The organism is Alicyclobacillus sacchari, assembly GCF_004366795.1.
Classification (GTDB): domain Bacteria; phylum Bacillota; class Bacilli; order Alicyclobacillales; family Alicyclobacillaceae; genus Alicyclobacillus; species Alicyclobacillus sacchari.
The window spans coordinates 242707-267436 of sequence record NZ_SORF01000003.1 but is presented as its reverse complement, the minus strand read 5'-3'; the positions used below and the strand labels follow the sequence as shown (position 1 = coordinate 267436).

At 52.7% G+C, this 24730-nt stretch carries 18 protein-coding genes and 1 pseudogene; 17 read left to right on the top strand and 2 right to left on the bottom strand.

Going from position 1 to position 24730, the window contains the following annotated elements:
* Positions 1-420 precede the first annotated feature (420 nt).
* The 14 genes and pseudogenes from C7445_RS04935 to C7445_RS04870 all read left to right on the top strand — a co-directional run bounded on the left by C7445_RS04935 (position 421) and on the right by C7445_RS04870 (position 16405).
* Complete coding sequence (locus C7445_RS04935) at positions 421-1875, top strand: sugar porter family MFS transporter (RefSeq protein ID WP_134158912.1); 1455 nt, start codon at positions 421-423, stop codon at positions 1873-1875.
* Positions 1876-1962: 87 nt separating this feature from the next.
* A complete protein-coding gene (gene araB, locus C7445_RS04930; protein ID WP_134158911.1) occupies positions 1963-3657 on the top strand; it encodes a ribulokinase in 1695 nt (564 codons plus the stop codon).
* Positions 3651-4364, top strand: coding sequence for an L-ribulose-5-phosphate 4-epimerase (gene araD / locus C7445_RS04925; protein WP_134158910.1), 714 nt, complete (start codon positions 3651-3653; stop codon positions 4362-4364). The genes araB and araD overlap by 7 nt, the downstream gene beginning before the upstream one ends.
* A gap of 77 nt (positions 4365-4441) precedes the next feature.
* Positions 4442-5923, top strand: coding sequence for an L-arabinose isomerase (araA, locus tag C7445_RS04920; protein WP_134158909.1), 1482 nt, complete (start codon positions 4442-4444; stop codon positions 5921-5923).
* A gap of 81 nt (positions 5924-6004) precedes the next feature.
* Entirely contained in the window at positions 6005-7192 is a 1188-nt protein-coding gene (locus tag C7445_RS04915; protein WP_134158908.1) for a sn-glycerol-1-phosphate dehydrogenase, read from the top strand.
* Between the two features lie 109 nt (positions 7193-7301).
* Entirely contained in the window at positions 7302-8210 is a 909-nt protein-coding gene (locus C7445_RS04910; protein WP_134158951.1) for an ArsR/SmtB family transcription factor, read from the top strand.
* A 326-nt stretch (positions 8211-8536) separates the two neighbouring features.
* Positions 8537-9940, top strand: a complete 1404-nt coding sequence (locus C7445_RS04905; RefSeq protein WP_243834952.1) for an ABC transporter substrate-binding protein — start codon at positions 8537-8539, stop codon at positions 9938-9940.
* An 80-nt stretch (positions 9941-10020) separates the two neighbouring features.
* Positions 10021-10911: a carbohydrate ABC transporter permease gene (locus tag C7445_RS04900; RefSeq protein ID WP_134158907.1), complete on the top strand. Its 891-nt coding sequence runs from the start codon at positions 10021-10023 to the stop codon at positions 10909-10911.
* A 9-nt stretch (positions 10912-10920) separates the two neighbouring features.
* Complete coding sequence (locus tag C7445_RS04895; protein ID WP_134158949.1) at positions 10921-11841, top strand: carbohydrate ABC transporter permease; 921 nt, start codon at positions 10921-10923, stop codon at positions 11839-11841.
* A 39-nt stretch (positions 11842-11880) separates the two neighbouring features.
* Entirely contained in the window at positions 11881-13389 is a 1509-nt protein-coding gene (gene arfA / locus C7445_RS04890) for an arabinosylfuranosidase ArfA (RefSeq protein ID WP_134158906.1), read from the top strand.
* A gap of 165 nt (positions 13390-13554) precedes the next feature.
* Positions 13555-13785 carry an IS66 family insertion sequence element accessory protein TnpA gene (tnpA, locus tag C7445_RS14960; RefSeq protein ID WP_424922985.1) on the top strand — a complete coding sequence of 77 codons (231 nt, stop codon included), beginning with the start codon at positions 13555-13557 and terminating at the stop codon, positions 13783-13785.
* Positions 13676-14478: pseudogene (tnpC, locus tag C7445_RS04880) on the top strand (IS66 family transposase); the annotation flags it as partial. The gene tnpA and the pseudogene tnpC, both read left to right, overlap by 110 nt.
* 343 nt (positions 14479-14821) lie before the next feature.
* The gene (locus C7445_RS04875) at positions 14822-15187 is read left to right on the top strand and encodes a P-II family nitrogen regulator (RefSeq protein ID WP_134158905.1); all 366 of its coding nucleotides are present in this window, start codon (positions 14822-14824) and stop codon (positions 15185-15187) included.
* 3 nt (positions 15188-15190) lie between these two features.
* Positions 15191-16405, top strand: a complete 1215-nt coding sequence (locus tag C7445_RS04870) for an ammonium transporter (RefSeq protein WP_134158948.1) — start codon at positions 15191-15193, stop codon at positions 16403-16405.
* 22 nt (positions 16406-16427) lie between these two features.
* On the opposite strand, the gene C7445_RS04865 is transcribed toward C7445_RS04870, so the two are convergent.
* Together C7445_RS04865 and C7445_RS04860 are read right to left on the bottom strand one after the other, a co-directional pair.
* Positions 16428-18500, bottom strand: a complete 2073-nt coding sequence (locus C7445_RS04865) for a beta-galactosidase (RefSeq protein WP_134158904.1) — start codon at positions 18498-18500, stop codon at positions 16428-16430.
* Between the two features lie 47 nt (positions 18501-18547).
* On the bottom strand, positions 18548-19471 hold the full coding sequence (locus C7445_RS04860; RefSeq protein WP_243834951.1) for an AraC family transcriptional regulator: 924 nt from the start codon (positions 19469-19471) through the stop codon (positions 18548-18550).
* Between the two features lie 350 nt (positions 19472-19821).
* Between C7445_RS04860 and C7445_RS04855 the strand changes: the two genes are divergently transcribed.
* The 3 genes from C7445_RS04855 to C7445_RS04845 all read left to right on the top strand — a co-directional run bounded on the left by C7445_RS04855 (position 19822) and on the right by C7445_RS04845 (position 24685).
* Positions 19822-21948: an ABC transporter substrate-binding protein gene (locus C7445_RS04855; RefSeq protein ID WP_341770523.1), complete on the top strand. Its 2127-nt coding sequence runs from the start codon at positions 19822-19824 to the stop codon at positions 21946-21948.
* Between the two features lie 176 nt (positions 21949-22124).
* On the top strand, positions 22125-22406 hold the full coding sequence (locus C7445_RS04850) for a metal-sensitive transcriptional regulator (RefSeq protein ID WP_134158903.1): 282 nt from the start codon (positions 22125-22127) through the stop codon (positions 22404-22406).
* A gap of 56 nt (positions 22407-22462) precedes the next feature.
* A complete protein-coding gene (locus C7445_RS04845) occupies positions 22463-24685 on the top strand; it encodes a heavy metal translocating P-type ATPase (RefSeq protein WP_243834950.1) in 2223 nt (740 codons plus the stop codon).
* The last annotated feature ends 45 nt before the right edge of the window (positions 24686-24730 follow it).

The window sequence follows — 24730 nt, the reverse complement described above, 5'->3', positions numbered from 1 at the left end:
ACCGTGGGCGACGGGATGGGGAGGAACCACAGTCCATCGTCTACGAGCCCAAGCTGGTGGTGAGACAGTCCACGGCGAGAATGAGTTGAAGGGGGACTGCAACTCATGACGAGCCATGGGAATGGAGAAAGAAAAGAGTTAGTTGCTTTCTTGATTCCTATTGGACAAACGTGGACATCGAACCTTTACACGCGATCCAGGACTTCTTGAGATCGCGTAGTTCGGAATGGATTGACAAAACCAATAAAGCGCATTATCCTACAAGTTGTACGTACAAATATGACATACTGAATACTCATCTGGACATTTGTAAACGGATTCCTGGTGGAAGGGGGCTAACTAGTTCGCTTGTTGGCTAAGGTGCTTACCGTTTGTCGCGTTTCGCGAGAAGTTTGCTGTATCTGGAAGGAGGAGTTATAGATGAGTCACCCTATATCACAAGGGAAACCCCATCAGACTGGGTCTGCTCTATATGTCGTCATGATTTCCTGTGCGGCTGCGCTTGGAGGATTACTGTACGGTTACGATACGGCTGTGATTTCCGGCGCTATTGGATTCTTGAAAACGCTGTATAACCTGAGTGCATTCATGCAAGGCCTCGTGATTTCTAGCATTATGATTGGTGGTGTCATTGGTGTCGGTCTGTCCGGCTTTATGAGCGATCGCATAGGCCGGCGCAAGGTGCTGATGACGGCTGCATGTCTGTTTGCGATTGCAGCCGTCGTGTCAGCGTTTTCGACCGATGTAACCGTGCTCATTGGTGCCCGTATCATTGGCGGTCTGGGTATTGGCATGGGATCTTCCCTATCTGTCACGTATATTTCCGAATGTGCACCTCCCCGGATTCGCGGTGCCCTCTCGTCGCTCTATCAGCTACTCACCATCATTGGTATTTCCGCAACGTACGTGACCAATTTCCTCATCCAAAGGTCTGGCACTGTTGCGTGGGATACGACCACAGGATGGCGATGGATGTTAGGGCTTGGCGCTGTACCAGCCGCAATTTTCTTCTTCGTGTTGTTGTTTGCGCCGGAAAGCCCACGCTGGCTGGTCAAGGCAGGGCGTAGTGAACAATCACTCGCCATCTTGACGAAAATTAACGGGGAAGCGATGGCGAAGATGGAACTCAAGACCATCGCGGACTCGCTGCGCAACGAGGCGAGCAGCAGTGTTCGCGATTTGCTGAAGCCAGGGCTGCGCAAGGCTCTCGTGGTTGGCATTCTGCTCGCTTTATTCAATCAAGTCATCGGCATGAATGCAGTCACATATTATGGACCTGAAATCTTCAAAATGGTCGGATTCGGTTTGAACTCTGACTTTTCCATTCAAGCCTTTTTTGGTGCCATGTGGGTTGTCTTTACTGTTGTCGCAGTGTTTTTAATCGATCGCGTCGGACGCCGCCGCCTTATGCAAATTGGCTCCGCCTTGATGGCCATCTTCATGGCGTTGATTGGTGCGACGTTTTTCTTCCACCTCTCAAACGGCTTTTGGTTAATCCTGTTTATCATGGGCTTTACTGCGGCATTCAGCGTTTCTATGGGGCCTATCCCTTGGATTATGATTCCGGAGATTTTTCCGAATCACTTGCGGGCGCGAGCCGCGGGTGTCGCGACCATCTTTCTCTGGGGAGCAAACTGGGCCATTGGTCAATTCACACCGATGCTCCTAAATGGGCTCGGCGGTGCTGATACGTTCTGGATCTTTGCTGCCATCAACGTGGTTTGCTTCGTGTTCGTAAGCATGCTTGTTCCGGAGACTAAAAACAAGTCGCTTGAGGAAATCGAACAGTTTTGGATGCGTGGGACGGCTTTGATGCGTACAGGATCTTCCGCGAAAGATGCAAACTCAGTGCAAAAGGCCAATTTTTTGCGGTAACTTGTACGAATAAGTCGTTGTTATGAAGTGTGGTTGTAAGTACAATTTGTTTGTGAGAGCGGTTCCACTAAACGATGGGTTGTGGTGATGAACATGGCGAAGTACAGCATCGGAGTCGACTTCGGTACGCAGTCTGGGCGAGCCGTTTTGGTGGAAGTGGGAACGGGTCGTGAAGTGGCGACGGCAGTGAAGGGATATTCACACGGTGTCATGGATGCCTATCTTCCAGATGGGGTGACTCGGTTGGAAGATGGCTGGGCGTTGCAGCACCCTGGGGACTACTTGGAGGTGCTTCATGATACCATTCCGCAACTGCTCCAATCGGCCGGCGTGGAGCCTGCTGAAGTCATCGGTATCGGCATTGACTTCACCGCATGCACGATGTTGCCAATCGCGTCAGATGGCACACCGCTTTGCATGCGATCCGAATTTGCGAGTCACCCGCACAGCTATGTAAAGCTGTGGAAGCACCATGCAGCGCAGGATGAAGCGAATCGCCTAAACGAGATTGCAGTCTCCCGCGGCGAAACGTTTTTGGCGCGGTATGGAGGCAAAATATCGTCTGAGTGGATGCTGCCAAAACTATGGCAAATCCTAAATGAGGCGCCAGAGATCTATGACGCTGCGGACGTTATGGTAGAAGCTGCCGACTGGGTTGTCATGCAGTTGACTGGGAAATTGGTTCGCAACTCATGTACAGCGGGGTATAAGGCCATTTGGCACAAACGCGACGGGTATCCGAGCCGCGACTTCTTCCGTACGCTCGATCCGCGGCTGGAGAACGTGATCGACGACAAGCTGCGAGGGGAGATTCGATCAATTGGCACCCGCGCGGGTGAGTTGACCGAAGTTGCGGCGGAACTGACAGGCCTCAGGCCTGGTACGCCGGTGGCGGTTGCAAATGTCGACGCGCATGTCTCGATGCCCGCCGTGGGGATTACAGAACCGGGTAAGCTCCTGATGATTATGGGGACTTCCACTTGTCACGTCTTGCTTGGTACCGAAGAACGTATGGTACCAGGTATGTGCGGCGTCGTTGAGGACGGTATTATCCCTGGGTATATGGGGTATGAGGCGGGACAGTCGTGTGTCGGTGACCATTTTGAGTGGTTTATCGAACAGTGTGTGCCAGCGTGCTACATGGAAGAAGCCAGGCGGCAGGGAGTTGACATTCACCAGTTGCTCACAGCCAAAGCCAAGGCGTTGCGTCCTGGCGAAAGTGGACTTCTGGCACTCGATTGGTGGAATGGCAACCGATCGACATTGGTGGATGCAGATTTAACAGGTTTGCTGCTAGGTGCGACACTCGCGACGAAGCCGGAAGAAATGTACCGGGCGTTGATTGAGGCGACAGCGTTTGGAACGCGGATGATTATCGAGACATTCCGTGAGCACGGGGTGCCGGTTGACGAGGTTTACGCCTGTGGCGGGATCGCCGAAAAAAACGGTTTGATGATGCAAATTTACGCGGATGTACTGAACATGCCAATTCGCATTGGTGCGTCGTCCCAGACGCCTGCGCTGGGGTCGGCCATGTTTGGGGCTGTTGCGGCTGGCAAGGAGAACGGTGGTTATGACGCCATTCAGGATGCTGCGCGGGAAATGGGAGGCATCAAGCCGGATTCGTATCTGCCACACGAGGATGCCGTGAAGGTGTACGACGCGCTTTACGCGGAGTACGCGCGTTTATACAACTATTTCGGTCGCGGTGAGAACAACGTGATGAAGGTTTTGAAGCAACTGAAAAGTGTAACGGTGAAGGATGGGGTGCCGGTATGCTAGAAGATTTGAAACAAGCGGTGTTAGAAGCGAACCTTGCACTGCCCAAACATGAACTCGTCACTTTCACCTGGGGCAACGTCAGCGGCGTTTCGCGAAATGATTCCCTGATGGTCATTAAGCCTAGTGGTGTGCCCTACGAAGAGTTGGCCGTCGAGGATATGGTGGTTGTTGATTTTGACGGCAACGTGGTCGAGGGAGATCTTCGTCCGTCGTCCGACACGCCAACACATCTCGTGCTCTACAAGGCGTTCCCGGAGATTGGTGGGATCGTTCATACCCATTCGCCGTGGGCCACGATGTGGGCACAGGCTGCCAAGCCGATCCCGGCTCTGGGCACGACTCATGCCGACTACTTTTACGGGGATATTCCGTGTACTCGCAAGCTGACAAAGATCGAAGTGGAGCAGGCGTATGAGCTGGAGACAGGTCATGTGATTGTCGAAACGTTTACCGAGTTGGGGCTGGATCCGATGGCGATGCCCGGCGTCCTCGTGGCCAATCACGCGCCGTTCTGCTGGGGAAAAGACGCTCGTGATGCAGTCTATCATGCGGTCGTACTCGAAATCGTCGCGAAGATGGCTTTGAATACCGTTCAGTTAAACGAGCATTGGAGCGCGATCGATCAGTTTCTTCTTGATAAGCATTACTACAGAAAGCACGGAGCAAACGCGTACTACGGGCAGAACAACCGGATCAGCGCACATTGACTTGTCCGGACAACGGTGGACTGTGCCAGAGCGTTTTTGGCCATGGGCCAGGAAGTCACAAACTGGGGGATACGAGGATGAATTTGCAGTCTTATGAGTTTTGGTTTGTTGTCGGCAGTCAGTTTCTCTATGGGCCGGAGGTCGTGGAGGAAGTCGAACGGCATGCCCGTCAAGTCGCACAGGCTCTGACTGAGGTGGTCCAACCCGTTCACGCCGTTCACTTTAAGGCAGTACTCAAAGATTCAGAGGAGATTCGGCGCTTCTGCTTAGAGGCCAATGCCGACGACCGCTGTGCGGGCGTCATTGTCTGGATGCACACGTTCTCTCCAGCTAAGATGTGGATCCATGGCTTGTCGGTTCTTCACAAGCCGATGTTGCACTTACACACGCAATTCAATCGGGACATCCCATGGGACACCATCGACATGGACTTTATGAACCTGAACCAGTCTGCACACGGAGATCGGGAATTTGGCTTTTTGGTCAGCCGCATGAACATTGCCCGCAAAGTCGTCGTCGGGCACTGGCAGAACGAGACGGTTCAAGTGCGTATCCGCGGTTGGGCGCAGACGGCGGCAGCTTTTGCGGAGAGCAGGCAAATCCGCGTTGCACGCTTTGGGGACAACATGCGGCAGGTAGCCGTCACAGAAGGAGACAAGGTCGAGGCGGAACTGCAGCTGGGCTGGTCTGTCAATGGCTACGGTGTCGGCGATCTCGCCGAACGGGTGCAGGCAATTTCCGAGAAACAAATTGACCAGCTGATGGACGAGTATGAGACGCTGTACGACTTTGATCCGGCGGCGCGATCGGAAGGCGCTGTGCGCGACGCAATTCGCGAACAGGCCCGCATCGAACTGGGGCTGCGTGCGTTTCTTGACGAAGGCGGATTTCACGCATTTACGACGACCTTCGAAGACCTGCACGGGCTGCGCCAATTGCCCGGACTTGCAGTTCAACGCCTGATGGCGGACGGTTACGGGTTCGGCGGTGAAGGTGACTGGAAGACGGCAGCGCTCGTCCGCTTGATGAAAGTCATGGCCTGCGGTGAAGGCACATCCTTCATGGAAGACTACACCTATCACTTCGAGCCCGGCAACGAACTGGTGCTTGGTGCGCATATGCTTGAAGTTTGCCCAACGATTGCGGCGACGCGCCCTCGCGTCGAAGTGCATCCACTTTCGATTGGCGGTAAGGAGGATCCGGCGCGCCTTGTTTTTGACGGTGCGACTGGTTATGCCGTGCAGGCGACTCTCGTCGATCTCGGACATCGTTTCCGGCTCGTGGTCAATGAAGTAAATGCGGTACAACCGGACAGAGACATGCCGAAACTACCGGTTGCACGCGTCCTATGGCGGCCGCTGCCTTCGTTGAGCACAGCTGCGGAGAGTTGGATTTTAGCAGGGGGTGCTCACCATACCTGTTTCTCGTATCGCGTCCAAGTTGAGCAACTTCGTGATTTTGCCCAAATGGCAGGCGTGGAGTGCATCGTGATCGACAGCTCAGCGACTCCTGTATCGATTCTGAATGAGTTGCGTTGGAATGAAGTCTCCTATCGGTGAACGATTTTCAATTGGCGGATGAGGGCTGCGTCGTGCAGCCCTGTTTGCGTTAGCTGCGACAAGAAATGAGGGAGAATGCCTATGAATTGGACGATTGACGAACTCAATCGTGCGGCAGCCACATGTTCTTGTGGATTGATGCACCACCCTATCGCAATTCGTGAGATTGTGGTGGAGCAATGCGCGTTGCAACGGGCTGCGGCGTTTGTCAAGACTTCGTTTCGACACGTGTCCATATTTGCCGACGCCAACACATTTCAAGCTGCAGGATCGGCTTTGGTCGACATGCTGGGAGAACTGGGGGTGACTTGTGGATGTTGCATCATGGAACCAGACGCAAACGGTGACGTCGTCGCTGACGAGCGTACGCTCATGCAGGGGTTTCTTTCGTGTTCTCCCAATACTGAAGCGATACTAGCCGTCGGTGCTGGCACAATCCATGACATCGCACGTTTTTGCAGTTTCACCATGAAGATACCGTTCATTTCGGTTCCCACTGCAGCGTCGGTCGACGGTTTCACGTCGGCTGGTGCACCACTCATCGTGCGCGGAGTGAAACAGACGTTTCAAACGCAAGCGCCGATCGCGCTATTTGCCGACGTCAACGTGTTGGCGGAGTCACCAAAGCGGTTGGCGGTGTCCGGGTTTGGCGACATGCTTGGCAAATACACATCGCTTGCCGATTGGAAATTTGGCCATCTCGTGGCGGATGAACCGTATTGTCCGTGGATTGCATCATTGACAGCCGATGCTCTGCAAACATGTGTGGATCACGTGCATGAGATACAAGCCGGTGGCCCAGAGGGCTTATCCGTGCTCATGCGTGCCTTAATTCTATCAGGGCTTGCTATGTTATTGCTCGGGCAATCTCACCCTGCTTCAGGTGGTGAGCACCATTTGTCTCACTATTGGGAGATGGAACTGTTGCGTACGGGTAAGCCACAGGTGCTCCATGGGTTGAAGGTGGCGGCGGCGAGCGCAATTATAGCTGGCTTGTATAAGGAACGTGTGCGGGAACGAATGGGTTCCATCCCGAGATCGCCCACAACAAGCTGTTATTTGCGCCGAGTGCAAGAACAGAAAACTGAGGTTGAGCGCATATTGGCGGATATCCCTTCTGGAATTGACATTCGCTCGCTCATTCGCCTCGTTGGCGGCGCGGAAAACCCTGCTGATTTGGGGATTGCCGACGTGATTGTCGCGGATAGTTTGAATCATGCGTATAAACTGCGTGATCGACATACCATGTTGCGGTTTTTACAAGCATAAGTTGTAGGCCCTACAGTCACAATGACGATCCACGCATGTAGACCCTAGGAGAAAGGTGCAATTTGTTTTATACTACTATAAAACAAATTGCACGCTAGGGGTGAATTGCGTGATTCACATTACAGATTTGCGCTCGAGCCTACACATTTTTAAAGCTTTGAGTTCCGACGTTCGCGTTGAAATTCTGATGTTGCTCTTGAAACACGAACGATTAAATCTAGATGAAATAGCAAAGAAGCTCAATCTAACGAATGGTGCTATCACGCAGCATGTTCGAAAGCTGGAGGATAGCGGCCTCATTGTGACCGAGACAACGGGTGCGAAGCATGGCTTGCAAAAGTTTTGTTTTATTAATGAGAAAAAAATCATGATCGACATGGAGTCTGAGGAACAGAATGCAAATCTCTACGAAGTGGACATCAAGGTAGGCCACTATGTGGGGTTTGATGTTCATCCCACATGTGGATTAGCAACGAAGGATAGCATTATTGGTGATTTCGACGATCCACGATATTTTGCGGATCCAGGGCATGTAAATGCAGACATCGTGTGGTTGACGCGAGGGTATTTAGAATATTGGATTCCCAATTACGTTAAGCCTGGGAGAACAGTTAGCGAAATTCAAATCATTGCTGAATTGTCTTCGGAGGCCCCTTCATACAACAATGATTACCCGTCTGATATTTATTTCTATTTAAATGGTGTTGAGATTGGGTACTGGACGAGTCCAGGGGACTTCGGCGATGAGAGGGGAAAGCAGAATCCCGACTGGTGGCCGCCGCACTTGAATCAACACGGGATGCTCAAGCTGATCCGGATCAACCAAAAGGGGACCTTTATCGACGGGTGTCGCATATCGGACGTTACGATTCAAGATTTGCAGCCGTTTGATAACCATGAAGTTCGCCTGCGGATAGGTGTTCCGGAACATGCGGAGCACGTTGGGGGATTGACCATTTACGGTCGGAATTTTGGACACTATCACAATGATATTACGGTGCGTGTCCTTCATCAATGAACAAGGCATCGTGTGGGTGTCGTGGCTTTCATAAACCTCGGTTCGACAGGAATCGAGGTTTATTTTAAACAAAATAAAATCATTTTCTTAATGTTTAAATTTATTGTTGACTGAACTCAGCACTCAAGTTAATATGATCCGTAGAAAGCGCATACAATTGTGTGTGGTTGGCAGGCTGCTTAATACGTTTAAATAGTTATAAATTAATGTAGTTTCTATTTTAACCGTATCGAAGCAGCGGTTGGCCATTGGTAAGGGGGGATCCGTACTGAAATGAACTCTGCACAAACTTGTACGGTCGGATTTTTATGGATGGAGGGATTGGTGTGAGATATCAGAAGGTTATGCTCCTTGGTGTGTTCGTTGGGGCTGTCACTTTCACTTTGGCCGGATGTGGTCAAGGACCAGTTGAAAATCAGGCAGCCGCGGGTAATGTGAGTCAAATGGCAGGATCCACGATTCCTAGGCCGGTGTTGACGGCTGGATTGCCACTTCCCAAATATACACAAAAAGCGACGATAACGTGGTGGAGTTGGGTGCCCAATGCCCAGACAGAGGTCAATATTTTTGAGAAGTATTACCCAAACATCAAAGTCAAACTGGTTAATGCGGGTGCTGGGTCAACTGAATATCAAAAATTCAGTACGGTGGTGCAAGCGGGTTCAGGCATTCCGGATGTTGTCATGCTTGAGTTCGACATGATGCCCCAATATATTTCGACGGGCGCTTTACAAGACATCTCGAAGTATGTGGGGAATTTGAAGAGTAAGTTCTCGCCTTGGACGTGGAGCGAAGTCTCGATGGGTGGCGGTGTGTATGGTATCCCTGAGGACACGGGGCCAATGGGTCTCTTCTATCAAACCTCGCTTTTCAAGAAATACAACTTAGCCGTTCCAACCACGTGGGCGCAGTTTGAACAAGAAGCCTTGGTCTTCCACAAAAAAGATCCCAAGCAGTATTTTTCTTATTTCTCGGATACAGATGGACAATGGATGTTTGGGCTGTTATGGCAGGCGGGCGTGCTTCCCTTTCAAGGTTCAGGTAACAACTGGAGTGTCCGTATCGACACTCCTGAGGCTGTAAAGGTATTTTCGATGTGGCAAAGGCTTGTCAAAGCAGGTGCTGTCCAGAACATCTCCGACTTTGGGCCCGCTTGGGAGAAAAACCTAAACAACGGTATGTACGCGACCGCTGTCGGATCTGCCTGGTATGACAGCGAGGCCTTGGTTCCTTACGATCATAATTTGAGTAGTCAAAAGTGGCATGCCGCACTCATTCCACAGTGGACCGTAGGCGGGACGATGGATGGTGACTGGGGGGGGTCTGTCCAGGCGGTGACAAAGGCATCGAAGTACCCTGAAGCTGCGGCCATCTTCGCCGCGTTCATCAATGCCAGCCCAGCCGAGTTGCCTCACGACGTGGCCCCTGCGAAGGATGGCGGTGGTGGCTTATTCCCTGCGGCAACGGAAGGATTTGGTCTACCCGCCTTTAAAGCAAAGAACCCGGCTCTTGATAACCAGCCTGCGAACGTGGATGTCTTTGAGGAAGAATCTTCCCGTGTCAATGCGAAGTTCCAGTGGAGTCCATGGAGTAGTTACGTATTTAATGAATTGCAGACGGAAATCGGGAGGGCTTTTGCAGGGAAGGAATCTGTGCAACAAGCTCTAGCCAACGTGCAGCAACAGGTTATGAGTTACGCACGTTCGCAGGGTTACAGTGTGTCCAGCTGAGATAGAGATTCACTGGGGCGCGTGGATGTTTGGACAGGCGCCCCAGTGAATCCCTGGATTCGATAGGGGGAATGAGCTTTATGGATTCGTCATTAGGCAAAAGGCTTTCGCCCTGGTCTTTTCTCTTGCCTTTCCTGTTATTGTTTACTGCCTTTTTAATCGTTCCGCTACTTTATGCGTTCTATACGAGTCTCTTCATTCATCGAATGGGCATTGCCTATTTTGTGGGGTTTCAGAACTATTTGAACGCTTTTCGGGACGTAGCATTTTGGGGCTCTATTGTAAACGTAATGAAATATGCTGTGATTCAGGGTGTCATTATGCTGGCGCTGTCATTGGCATTGGCATTGCTTTTGGATACGAAGTTCGCAAGGTTTAAAGCATTTTTTCGGTTGGTGTATTTTTTGCCATATGCAGTTCCGGGTGTGTTTGCCTCCATCATGTGGGGATTTCTTTACTCAAAACCGCTCGATCCGCTACTGCAGGCAATTCATTTCGACCCACTTGCATCTGGCGCCTTCTTATACAGCATCGTCAATATCGCGACGTGGGAATGGGCCGGCTATAACATGACGCTTTACATGGCATCGCTGACTGGTGTTTCGGCCGATATATACGAGGCAGCGAAAATGGATGGATGTAATGAAATGCAGCTAGCTTGGTACATTAAAATTCCTTTGTTGCGACCGACGATTGTGATGACTATCATTCTCAGCTTTATCGGTTCTATGCAGCTATTTAATGAACCCTTTTTGCTTGAAGCGCTAACCCCTGTATCACAAACATTCGCCCCCAATCTAGATATTTACAACATGGCCTTTTCTTTGACTAACCTCCCATATGCCGCTACGTTATCCGTCCTTTTGGGGCTCATCACCATTCTCATTTCGGTGATCGTTATGGTGTTGACTCGTTTCCTTGGTCGCACCGCTGAACGTCGTCAGACGACAGCTATGGCTGCGGGGGTGTGATGGACCGTGATGGAATTGAAGGTGGAGAACAAAAGAGCAACATTGGGGCGACCTGCGCTTCACAAGGTATCGGTCGGCAAAATCATCGTTACAGTGTTTGTGACGTTGATTCTTGCTATTCTAGCTTGTTACTTTCTCATTCCTGTGATTTGGATTCTCATTGCGTCCACTAAAACACAAGCGCAGCTTTCCTCCACGGGTATATTCAGCATACCTGCACATCTAGCACTGTGGGAAAACTTGAAACTCGTTTTTACGTATAGTGGTGGTGTATATGTACGCTGGTTTGTCAATTCGATAGTGTACGCCGGCTGTGTGGCGGTGCTAACTTGTGTTGTGTGCTCCATGGCAGGTTATGCTTTGGCGAAACATCGATTTCGGGGGCGTGATGTCACATTCTATCTGATTCTCGCTTCCATGATGATTCCGGGCACGGTCACGGCCATCCCGTTGTTTGTGGTGGAGCAACCGTTGCATTTGGTCGATACGTATTTCGGAGTGATCTTTCCTCTGATTGCAAGCCCGTTCGGAGTGTATTTTCTGCGAATCTATATCCGAGATGTGGTGCCTAATGAGTTAATAGAGGCGTCAAAGGTCGATGGTGCGTCCGAACGTCGAACATTTTGGAGAATCGTTTTACCAATCATTCGACCAGCATTGTCTACTTTGTTTCTTATTAGTTTCATCGGCACCTGGAACAATTTCTTTCTTCCTTTGGTACTGCTGCACAGTCAATCCCTATACCCACTGCCGGTGGGAATTGAGTCCTTGCTCAGCTTGATTAATACGGCGGCAGCAAACCAAACACTCCCGCTCTACCAACTTGTCATTACTGGGTCACTGATCTCGATTTTGCCGATGATTATCGGTTTTATCATTTTCCGCAAGCATATCGTCACTGGTTTGACACAAGGCAGTGTCAAGCTCTAATTTCCATGAATTATTTAATTTCAGCGAGGAGAATGCATAATGTCCAAATCGATAGCCCGCATGACCATCGATCCGCAGTATCAACTTGCCGAGGTTGATCCTCGTCTCTATGGTTCGTTTATCGAACATCTGGGCCGTGCCGTTTACGGCGGAATCTACGATCCTTCGCATCCAACAGCCGATGAGTTTGGATTCCGCCACGACGTGATTGAACTTGTGCGCGACCTACAGGTCCCTATTGTTCGCTATCCCGGTGGAAACTTCGTTTCCGGTTATCGCTGGGAAGATGGGGTTGGACCTGTCGAATCACGCCCGCAACAACTGGATTTGGCCTGGAGAAGCCTGGAGCCGAACCGCATCGGCGTCAATGAATTCGTCGCGTGGGCGAGGCAGGCAAACTCGGACGTCATGATGGCGGTGAATCTCGGCACGCGCGGCATCGACGAAGCGAAACAGCTCGTTGAATATTGCAACCATCCTGGGGGCAGCTATTGGAGCGATTTGCGCCGATCCCACGGTTATCAAGAGCCCCATCGGATCCAAGTATGGTGTCTTGGCAACGAAATGGATGGGCCGTGGCAGATTGGCCATAAGACTGCTGACGAGTATGGGCGGATCGCCGAAGAAGCGGCCAAGGTCATGAAGTGGGTGGATCCAACCATAGAGCTCGTCGCATGTGGGAGTTCCGGATCGAAGATGGCTACGTTTCCCGAATGGGAGAGAATCGTCCTTGAACATACGTACGATCACGTGGAGTACATTTCCATGCATAGCTACTATGGAAATCGTAAGAACGACCTGGCGAGCTACCTTGCACAATCCCTTGACATGGATTATTTTATCCGTTCTGTGATCGCGGCATGTGATTATGTCAAGGCAAAAAAACGGAGCAATAAGACGGTAAACATTTCGTTTGATGAGTGGAATGTCTGGTTTCATTCAAACGAAGCAGACAAACAAGTGGAGCCGTGGCAGGTTGGCCCGCCATTGCTCGAGGACGTGTATACGTTTGAAGATGCCTTGGTGGTGGGGTGCTTGCTCATCACTCTGCTCAAACATGCGGATCGAGTGAAGATGGCGTGCCTTGCGCAGTTGGTGAACGTCATCGCGCCCATCATGACGGAGAATGGGGGAGCGTCGTGGAAACAAACCATTTATTATCCTTTTCTGCACGCCTCGAGGTATGGCAGGGGGAAGGTGATGCACTGTTCCGTGCAATCGCCGAAGTACGATTGTAAGGAGTTTACCGACGTGCCGCTGGTCGAGACCGTCGCAGTTTGGAATCAGGAAATGGGGGAGTTGACCGTTTTTGCGGTCAATCGCTCGCAAGACGGCGGAATAGAGTTGCAATGCGACATCCGTGGATTCGATCGCGCGAGCGTGATCGAGCATACGGTGCTCGTGCACTCGAATCTCAAGGCGGTGAACACGAAAGAGCATCCCCACGAAGTGACACCGCAGCCAGGACAGGGTGCAAGAGTCGACGACGGCTTGCTGACTGTTCAATTGCCCAAACTGTCTTGGAACGTCGTGCGACTGCGCGTGTAAGCAGAAGAGTAAGCGGCAATTCAACCCCACATGGCGTTCGCCCTCCCGCTGCTTGAACATGTCCTCATCAAGCCACGGGAGGGTTCTTGTATGCGAGAGCACATGTCTCACCAGGAGCGCCGTGAACTTTGGCGTGAGCGCATCGCCGCCTTCTAGGACAGCGGTGTGTCCGCTGCCCAGTTCTGCGCCGAACACGGCCTGAAACCCCACCAACTCTGGTACTGGGCTAGGCGCTTCCGGGATGAAGCGTCGCATGGCGTAATTCCCGCTTTTGTCTCGGTCGTGACAGAGGACGCTCAAACGACCACAGCACCCATCACCCTTCGCCACCAAAACGCAGTCGGACATGTGGCTGTATTGCAGCGGGCAGGACGGCCCACCCATCGTGTTGTATGACTACCAGGAGACGCGAGGGGCGGAGCATCCGAAGCGATTCCTGGAAGGCTTTCGCGGGTATCTGCATGTGGGTGGCTACGTGGGATCTGAGGGCATGCCGGATGTCGAGCTCGTGGAATGTTGGCCGCATGCAAGGCGGAAGTTCGACGAGGCCCTGAAGGCTCTGCCCGTGAAAGAGCGAAAGAGGGGCTATCGTACTGCAACGCGCTCTATGCGGTGGAGAAGAAACTGAAGGGTGCATACCCTGAAGAAAGAGCCCGTGTGCGGATGGAACAAAGTCAGCCCATCCTGGACGCGTTTTTGGCATGGCTGGAAACGCAAGAACGGCAGGTGTTGCCGAAAAGCGCGTTGGGACAGGCGGTGAGCTACTGCCTGAAGCAGTGGACGAAGCTTGCGCGGTATGTGAAAGACGGGCACCTGGAGATCGACAACAATCGAAGCGAGCGGTCGTTGAAGCCGTTTGTGATTGGGCGGAAGAACTGGCTGTTTGCCAACACGCCGCGAGGAGCGCGGGCGAGTGCGACGGCGTATAGCATCGTGGAGACGGCGAAGGAAAACGGGCTGAACCCGATGGCGTATCTGACATATCTGTTCGAGCAACTGCCGAACGTCGACTTGCAAGAGGAGCTGGCGCTCGAGGCACTCTTGCCCTGGTCAAAGACGCTACCGGCTGGAGTTCAACGCGGAAAGTGAACGAAACACAGAAAAGGCCCTGCCAAATCGATGGCGGAGCTTTTCATGACCGATGCGACGCGCAAGGTGTGGTGGAGTTGACGATTACCTTACGCAGAAGAAGAATCGTTTTGTGCAAGGGCCTCGCATGCACGGGGCCTTTTTTTGTGCAGCGAATTTGCTATATGCTAGCGCCTGGGAGGTCTTATTCAGATGATTCCGCAACTTTGTCATGTTGCATGTCAGGAAATATGACATATCCCGTGGACAAACCCGAATGAGACAAGTACACTGCTAAACAGTTACAACGGGCGGGGAGCTGGATCGATCCCATGCTGGTTGTGCTATCGAGGAGGAAGTTTGTTTGAAACGCATTGACGCCATCATTCGCCCTGAAAAATTGCAGCCTACCATCAAGGCGCTGCGTCAGGTTGGTGTGTCTGGATTCACGGTGATTCCGGTACAGGGACGCGGTCAACAAAAGGATGCTGTCGGTGTTTACCGCGGTCATGTGTACGATATCAATCTGCACCCGAAGATCAAGCTGGAAATCGTGGTGTCAGACAACTACATTCAACCAACCATCCGCGCTATCATCCAAGCGGCGCAAACGGGCAAAACAGGCGATGGAAAGATTTTTGTCTATGACATCCTCGAAGCATATAACATTCGCACGGGGGACGTAGATGAAACCATCGACGAGTTGAACCAGAAGAGGGAGGACAAATAGTTGTTGTCTGTACAAACCGCGCTCAACGCCATCTGGGTGGTACTGGCCGCCGGCCTGGTTCTCTTCATGGAGGGTGGATTCAGCCTGCTCGAGGCGGGTTTCGTACGCACCAAGAATGCGGTCAACGTAACGATGAAAGTGTTTGTCGATCTCACCTTTGGAGTACTTGCGTTTTATCTGGTGGGCGTCCATTTCTTGTTCGGGCGCGATCACGCTCATCTGATTGGCTTCGGCAGCCTGATTGCGCCAGATCACCTGCCGCAGGCTGCGTTCGTCCTTTTTGAGATTGGCTTTGCTATTGCCACGGCTTCCATCATTTCCGGGGCGGTCGCGGAGCGGATGAAGTTTTCGGCGTATGTCGTGATCGTCATATTCGTCTGTGCATTGGTCTATCCTATTTCGGGCCACTGGGTTTGGGGGCAGCATGGCTGGTTGGCGAACTTGGGCATGGAGGACTTTGCCGGATCGGCTGCCATTCACGCGATGGGCGGGTTTATGGCGCTTGGATTCGCATACACGGTCGGGCCGCGCAGCCAGCGATTTAACGCAGACGGCAGCGTAAACGTCTTTGCGCCGAGCAACATCCCGCTTGCTTCAGCCGGGGCTTTTATTCTTTGCTTCGGCTGGATCGGTTTCAATGCAGGGAGCACATTGACTGCCTTCAACGCACTTCTTTCGAGCATCGCGCTCAATACGGTCCTCGCCGCCGCCGCCGGCGGGGTCTCTGCCATCCTGCTGACGATGGTAAAGTTCAAGGTCGCGGATCCCAGCATGACCATCAACGGTGTCTTGGCCGGTCTCGTCGCGATCACGGCCGGCTGTGCATACGTAGACCATTGGGCTGCCATCGTGATTGGTTTGGCCGCAGGTATCCTTGTCGTGTTCGCGACGGGCTGGCTGGACACGTGGAAGGTGGACGATCCCGTCGGCGCCTTCGCCGTACATGGTGCAGGCGGCGTGCTTGGGACGTTTGCCGTTGGTCTGTTCGATACTGGGCATGGGCTATTGACGACGGGATCGCTCCGGCTGCTGTTGGTACAGATGCTCGGCTGTCTCGTGTACGCCGGTTGGGGGCTGTTCACCTCGCTCGCCATTGGTTTTGCATTGAAACGTACCTTCGGCCTGCGTGTCGCGATCGACACGGAAGAGGAAGGTCTCGACATTGTCGCCCACGGCATCCCGGCGTACAACGAGTTGGAACGGTTTACGGACATCTGAGTCTTGTCGATATGGGGCCCAACTATTGGTTCTTTTCGTGTGGCCGTTTGAGCACGGAGACGCCATATCCAGCCAGCGTGACACGGCCGTCGTGTGGTATTTCACCATACAACGGTTCGTACGCCTTGTCGTCCAACTGAACACTCGCTGCAACGGGCGTAAAGTTCATCAGGAACACGTAGTCTACTGTTCCGTCCGTTCGCACCTGTGCGCTCACTCCAGCGGGCAGTTGCGAGCGAACGACAGGCTCGAGTCCGCATTCCCTCGCTATCAATTGGAAGAAGTCGTGTTGGAATGCATCTTCCAGTCGCGCCGCTACATAATACGCCATACCCTCACCGAACCGGTTGGCCGTCACCGCCGGTCGATCCGCATAAAAATCCTCTTGATACGTTGCCACGACATCGGCGTTTTCCGCGTGAATCAAGTCACACAACTCGTATGCCTTGTACGATCCGGAAAGGCCTAGGATATTGCCCGGGCAACTTTCGACTCGATTCGACTCGCCGTCGTATAAGGCATCGATTTCCTCGGACCAGATACCTAAGACATCGCGCAGCGGCCCGGGAAATCCTCCTAGAAAGCAGAGGTCATTCTCGTCGGCTATCCCCGACCAATACGTCGTCACGAACGTACCGCCCGCGTGCACAAAGGCCCGCAGTCGATCCGCCACACCCGGGCGCAGCATATACAGCATGGGTGCCACCACCAATTTGTAACGGGAGAAATCGCAGTCCATGTTGATGACGTCGACCGGAATTTGTAACTCCCAAAGGCTCCGATAGTGAGCCATGACCGTCTGTTCATAATGCATGCCAATGTTGCGCGGACCTTTAGCATCTTCAATCGCCCAACGATTTTCCCAATCGAAGATGATAGCGGCCTTCGGTTCTGGGCTCGTTCCCGCGACTTCGCCAATCTTCTGCAACATATCACCCACGTCTGTTACGTCGCGGAAAGTTCGTGTATTTGCGGTGCCAACGTGATCGACCACAGCGCCGTGCAGCTTCTCGGACGATCCTCGGCTTTTGCGCCACTGGAAGTACTGTACAGAATCGGCGCCATGAGCCACTGCTTGCAGAGATGTGAGCACGTGTACGCCGGGGCGCTTCAATTTGCTTACCGGTTGCCAGTTGGTCACGCTCGGCGTGCTCTCCATGAGCAGAAAGGGCTTGCCGCCGCCGAGTGAGCGATTCAAATCGTGGATCATCGCAGTGCGCATGGCTTCATCGACCAGCGTTCGATCGCGATGCCAAAGCGGATAGCTATCCCACGAAATGATGTCGAGGACGTCACGGAATTGCCAGTAATCGAGGCCAGGATAGGTGCCCATAAAGTTGGTCGTCACTGGGAGCTGAGGGTTCACCTGTTTCAAGGGTGCGATTTCATGCCGACAGAAATCCACCGTTTGCGCTGTGACAAAGCGCTTCCAATCCAAATTCAATCCGTGAATCTGGTTTTCGCCATGGGGCGCAGGCGATTCGATTTGCGACCAATCGGAGTACGTGTGGCTCCAAAACGTCGTCCACCAAGCTCGATTCAGTCGTTCAAGCGATCCGTAGCGCTGTTTTAGCCACGCCCGAAATGCATCTTGGCAAAGTGGACAATGACATTCGCCTCCGTACTCGTTCGACACATGCCAGCCAATGATGGCCGGATGAAACGAATAGCGTTCCGCTAAACGATGGTTCATCTCGCGAACTTTCTGTCGGTAGACCGGGGAGGTCGGGCAGTGGTTGTGCCGTTGGCCATGCAGATTGCGTTGCCGGTTTGCCTGGACGCGCAATACCTCGGGGTATTTTGCAGACATCCAGGCTGGCCTTGCGCCACTGGGTGTGGCGAGGAGGGCAAAGATGCCGTTTGCAGCCAAGCGGTCAAGAATTCCGTCCAGCCACTCGAACTGAAACATGCCTTCTTCAGGTTCCAGGGCAGCCCATGCAAAAATCCCGATGGAGACCACGTTACAACCCGCTTGTTGCATCAGCTGAATGTCTTGCTCGAGGATGTCAGGGCTATCCAGCCATTGTTCTGGATTGTAGTCACCGCCGTGTAAGAAACCGCGAATGTTGCGATTGATCAAGGGATAACGCGCCATCGTCTTCACTCCTACGTCAACGGATTGGAAACTATGATTCAGATATGTCACATTTCTTTACGTATGCGTTTCAGTTCGCTCGTATTCTGGAGCAAGCGTCTGCGATAAGCGAGTGGTGTACAATGTTTATATGCACGAAACACCTTGATAAAGTAACTTACGTCGTGAAACCCGAGTTCCAAACCGATTGATGTGATGCTGCGATGTGGGTCTTTCAGCAACCGCGCCGCCGTGTTCACTCGCCGCTCGTTGATATATTGCATGGGCTTTTGTTGCGTCATCTCTTTGAAAAAGCGGCAGAAGTGCCCCTCGCTCATATGTGCTTGCGCGGCTAAATCTTCGAGCCGCAGGCGTTCACCAAGGTGGTCATCGATATATGTAAGAACCTTCTTTAAGCGAGTGGATCGTTCATCATCCAGATATCGCGTTCCACCGTTCCCGAAAAGCATGTCATGGGTGATCAATTCGCCGATCACGCGATATAGGCATGCCTTGATAAACACTTCATAACCTGACCTTCTTTCGATGCACAGGTGTACGATCTCGTGCAAATGACTGATGATTTGCTGCTCCCATGGCGATTTCCCTTCGATTCGCGAAGGAAAGCGCTGTTGCTTGTCGATCAACGGCTGTATGAATTGGTGCTGTATGCGATCATAGCCACAGCTGCTTAGGAAATCGAGATCGAACACGATTGCTTTGCAGACGCTTGGGGCGCCGTCCGGGGCGATCATGCTGTGTAGTTCTTCACCGTTGACAAGGACGGCTTGGCCGGCGGCAGCGTCAAATGTCTGTTGGCCTACGCGGAACCGCACAGTGCCTTCCGTGACCAGTACAAATTCGGTTTCCGCATGCCAATGCAGATTCACGGTTTGTTGGTAGGGTCCCCGTGTCAAGACGACATCGTATACCTGCAAGTGAAACAGCGTATCTCCATGTGTGCGCATTTCAAACAAATCACTTACATCCAAGATCGCACCACCCCGTCCGTAAGCGGTTTCGTTCTGGGGGAGAAGTGGCCAGAAAGTTGCACCCCAACTGATTACCAGAATGGTCGACACCATCTAGTCTGTCAAGTCGGAAAACGGCTTTGCAGATTATATAAACATGTCAAAATGATACCGACGTGCGTCAGAATCATTAGGCTCAAACGCGAATGGCGTGATTATAATTCCATTTAACAACTGCAACCCGCTCTGGCAACACAGTTTGACGGCGGCAGCTGGCATTTGATTGCGCAAAGAATGGCGCTGGCATGAAAGCGGTGTCAATATGGGCGGTGTTGAATTCTCAGCGAAGAACACAAGAAGGGGTGGTCGTTGTGCCGATATCGCGCAAGAAAGCAGCGGGTTTGGCACTGTCTGTAGGCGTGATGGCTACAGGGGTTGTTGTCTTGTTCACGCGCGGGGATGGAGAAGGCGGCGTGCCGATGACGTCCAAGCAAGTGCCCGCTGCGAGCATATCTTCTGACGCGAGTGTGAGCAATGGTGTCGTCCGCATTTCAGCACCCACAGGAACCTCGCTGACATCGTTGGATCCGTCTCAATGGGGTGCACAGATTCTCGTCGATCAGGGCACTATCATGGAAGGACTCTATGGTTACAATCAGAAGAACCAAATTGTCCCCAAAATTGCTGTTGGTTACAAGCTATCGAATAATGGCCTGACGTGGACCTTTACATTGCGAAAAGACGCCCGCTGGTCGAACGGACAGCCAGTGACGGCACAAGACTTCTATTATGCCTATATGCGCCAGATGACTCCATCCAATCCGAATGGGCAGTTGTGGCTCAGCGTACTCAACGTCGTAAAAAATTCGTACGCATACCATGCAGGTACCGTTCCGGCGAGTGCTGTTGGATTGAAGGTCATCAATAATTATACACTTCAAATCACCACGTCGTCGCCTCACTACATCTTGGGGGATCTTGCCGAAGCCGGCTCGATGCCCATCAACGAGCAAGTGGCTAAGGCGCACCCGACGAATTGGTTTTTGCCGCCATACTTTGTCAGTGATGCACCGTATACGGTGAAGTCATTCCAAGTAAACGGCCCGCTGATCCTGGTGCGCAATCCGAAATATGTGGGCCACCCAGGAGAGGTGAACTACGGAACGGCGAAGGAGATCGACGTGCTTCCTGGCACCAGTGTTCCGGTTGAAGACTTCATGGCCAACAAGATTGATGTGACAACCATTGGATCAACCTCCGATTTGCAATATGTCAAGACGCATCCTCAAATCATATCGCAGATGCACAAAGCACCTGATTATGGTATCACGTATTTGCAATACGATAACTCTGCCGTGCCCTCCCCGCTGGAGAAACCTGAAGTTCGTCAAGCGATTGAGATGGCCATTGATCGGCAGCCTATTGTCAATGACGTGCTAGGTGGCATGGGCGGGATCACGAATACGTTCTCGGTACCTGGCTGGCCGACCGGTAAGTACGAGAGTGGGTTATCCACCAACATCGCCGCGGCCAAGCAATTGTTGGCAAAGGCAGGATACCCGAACGGAAAAGGCCTTCCAACCATTTACCTGTATGCCGAAGTGCCAAGTTCCAACCCCCAGTCGGTACCGGTGGCGGAAGCAGTACAAGAGGAGTTACAACAGAACCTCGGCATTCAGACGAAGATCGTCCAGCTCAACTCCACGGATTGGGGTAATATGACTTACGGTGGCCCGCAGAAGAATATTCAACCAGGATACAATGTCGCGGTTGGCGGCACGAACAACTTGGATCCTTCGTCGTTGAACCTTGGTGGCGATCAAGGCATCTACTGGCCGGGAACCTATGGATACTCTCTGCAATTTGTGCAGCACGTCTTACCTTGGTACAACACACCGTATGATCCAGCGTCGATTAAGAAATATGGCGATCCGAACAATCCAAATGAGGGTGTTCAGTGGAGTCAATGGTCCGCGCTTGTCACTGCGGCGCAGTCGGACATTGCGTATATCAATAAGTGGACGTCCGAGCAGCCTGCACAGTGGCGCGCCATCCTGAATCCGCCAGGATCGTTGTCGTTGACACAGCAGTGGAATGAGATTGTGGATACGTGGAAGCAAGCGAAGACCGCGAGTGCGAAACACGCAGCCTATGTGCAGGCGTGGAAATTCGTTGCGCCTTACTCGGAAGGTTCGGGCGGGGGCGGCATCAACACAGGCAGCCTGGATGTACAGGTATACTGGGACAAGAATGAGTCTTCCGATGTGAAGAATTGGCGCATGTGGCAGGCTGAATATCAAAACAGTCCGAGCATGTTTGCCTCGGCTTCTACAGCGGCCAAGTTGATGACACAACTTATCCAACAGGGCTATACCATCCCGCTGTTCTACGGAGAGACCTATTATCTTGAACGTTCTGGCGTCACGGGTGCGCAGCCGAATCCGTGGTCTTGGGGCGACTTTTATCAAATGCAGTATCTCTCGGCAAATGGACGTTGAAGGTAGCATGAGATAGCACAGATCAACGGGCCGTGCCGGACGTCGGTCGACGTTGGGCACGGCCTTTGCTTGTGATGGCGTTCCATGTGGTTCACCTTGAACAAAAATCTGCAACGATCGAATTTGCTTTTCATACGGTACGGGGGTACCCTATATACAGGAACGAGGTGAGGCGAATGAGCCATCCTTATGCAAAGAATAAAACTGATCTACTCACACGCTTGCGCCGAATCGAAGGGCAAGTGCGTGGCGTGCAGAAGATGATTGAGGAAGATCGATATTGTGTGGAGCTGCTGACGCAACTGGCGGCGATAAAGAATGCGACGCACAAAGTCGCGCTATCGATTCTTGACGCTCACACCCGGGGATGTGTGGCAGACGCCATCCATCATCGTGCATCAGAAAACGAGAAAATCGACGAGTTGATGGAGGTCATCAGGCAGTTTACAAAGGGATGATCATCCCAATCGCAGGTCACCCAATAGGACCCATGCTGCCGAGAGGAGGGATTGATTTGCGCGGAACGAGGGAAGACGGTCTGACCATGCATGCCGTTCCGACCAAAGTGGCGGTATTGAAAATTGACGGTATGACCTGTGCCGCCTGTGCGGCGCGGATTGAGAAAGTGGTCGGACGTACCGACGGCGTGGAATCGGTTGAGGTCAACCTTGCGTCAGAGAAGGGAACGGTTACATTCGTTCCTGGTCTTATCGATGAACAGGGCATTATCTCGCGTATCGAAAAGGCTGGGTATGGCGCTCGGGTGCTTCGCGACGTCAACGAGGAAGATGAACGACTGCGAAAAGAGCGAGCGTATCGTCGCGACGTCTATACGATGTGGGGATCTGTCGTGTTGACACTGCCAATTGTCGTGCAAATGTTCGTCATGCTGTTTGGATCGCATGCCTTCTTGGCCAATTGGGTGAGTTGGGTTCTCGCGACGCCCGTCCAATTCTTCGTCGGCTGGAGGTTTTACCGAGGCGCATACCATTCTCTTCGCGGCGGTGCCGCCAACATGGACGTACTGGTCGCTTTAGGAACCACGGCGGCTTATCTATACAGTGCCGTTCTCACCGTATTAGGCCATACGGAAACCTACTTCGATAGTTCAGCAACGGTTATCACGCTCATTTTTATGGGTAAATTGCTGGAGACGCGGGCCAAACAGCAGTCAAATGATGCCGTTTCCTCATTGACCAGTCTTGCGGCGAAAGAGGCGCATGTTGTTCGCGATGGTATGGAGGTAGACGTGCCGGTTGCGCAATTGCAAGTGGGTGACGTCGTACGTGTGCGGCCGGGCGAGAAAGTGCCGGCAGACGGCGTCATCGTCCAGGGCCCTGCTGCCATTGACGAGTCTTTCCTGACCGGGGAGCCTGTACCGGTCAACAAGGCTGCGGGAGAACAGGTGTATGGCGCTACGGTGAATCAAATGAGCGCCTTTTCCATGCGAGTGACACGGGTAGGTTCGGACACAGCACTGGCCCAGGTGATACGTTTGGTCGATCAGGCACAGGGATCGAAAGCGCCGGTGCAGAGACTGGCTGACAAAATATCTGGTGTGTTTGTACCCATCGTGTTAAGCATTGCGGTTGTCACGTTTCTCGTATGGGGCTTCTTCGGGACGTGGAGTCATGCCCTCCTGACGGCCGTAGCGGTGTTGGTCATTGCCTGCCCTTGTTCACTGGGCCTCGCCACGCCCACTGCGCTGATGGTGGGAACGGGGCTTGGAGCCGAGCGAGGGATTTTAATCAAGGGTGGAGAGTATCTGGAACTTGCGCATCAAGTGAGTACGATTGTGTTCGATAAAACGGGAACCATCACGGAGGGCAAACCGGTTGTTACGGATGTCGTGGTCGCAGACGGAGTGGACGAGGTCACGATGATACGCTTCGTCGCGGCGCTGGAAGCGCAAAGTGAACATGTGCTCGCACGAGCTGTCACGCATTATGCGGATGAGCGGGGGATCGACTATCCCACGACAACGGGTATGACAGCAATCCCGGGACAGGGGATCATGGGTATGGTCGAGATGCACCAGGTGGTGGTTGGCAATTCACAATGGGTGGCGGGTCATGGTGTTTCCGGGATTGATCAGGGACTGATTGCGCATTTGGAAGAGCAGGCGAAGACGGTTGTCTGCGTGGCAATCGACGGATCGTTTGCTGGCGCCATTGGCATCGCTGATCGGGTCAAAACGGACGCCAAGCAGGCTGTCGCGGCTCTCGTGAAGATGGGCATCGATGTGTGGATGATGACTGGCGATCACGCTCGCACAGCGAACGCAGTAGCCAGTCAGGCTGGGATTCATCAGGTTGTTGCAGGTGTCCTGCCGGGAGATAAGGCGGAAAGAATCAGCGCATTGAAGCAGCAAGGGCGAGTCGTTGCCATGGTCGGCGATGGTATCAACGATGCGCCTGCGTTGGCAGCGGCGGATGTGGGCATTGCGATGGGCACAGGGGCGGACATTGCCATTGAGGCTGCCGATATTGCGCTTGTACGATCCGAAATGTACGGCGTCGTGCATGCCATTTTGCTCTCCCGCATTACGATGAGAAAGATCCGACAGAACCTGTTTTGGGCATTTGTCTACAACATGCTCGGTGTCCCCCTTGCTGCCTTGGGGCTGTTCAGTCCCATGATTGCGGGCGCAGCGATGGCGCTCAGTTCTGTTTCGGTGGTTTCCAACAGCCTTTTGCTCAAACGTGCAACACTCGCGATGAAGGGGGATGATGCTTGAAGCTGTACCGTGTGCTTCACAGTGCCCAATCTTCATCAGAATAGA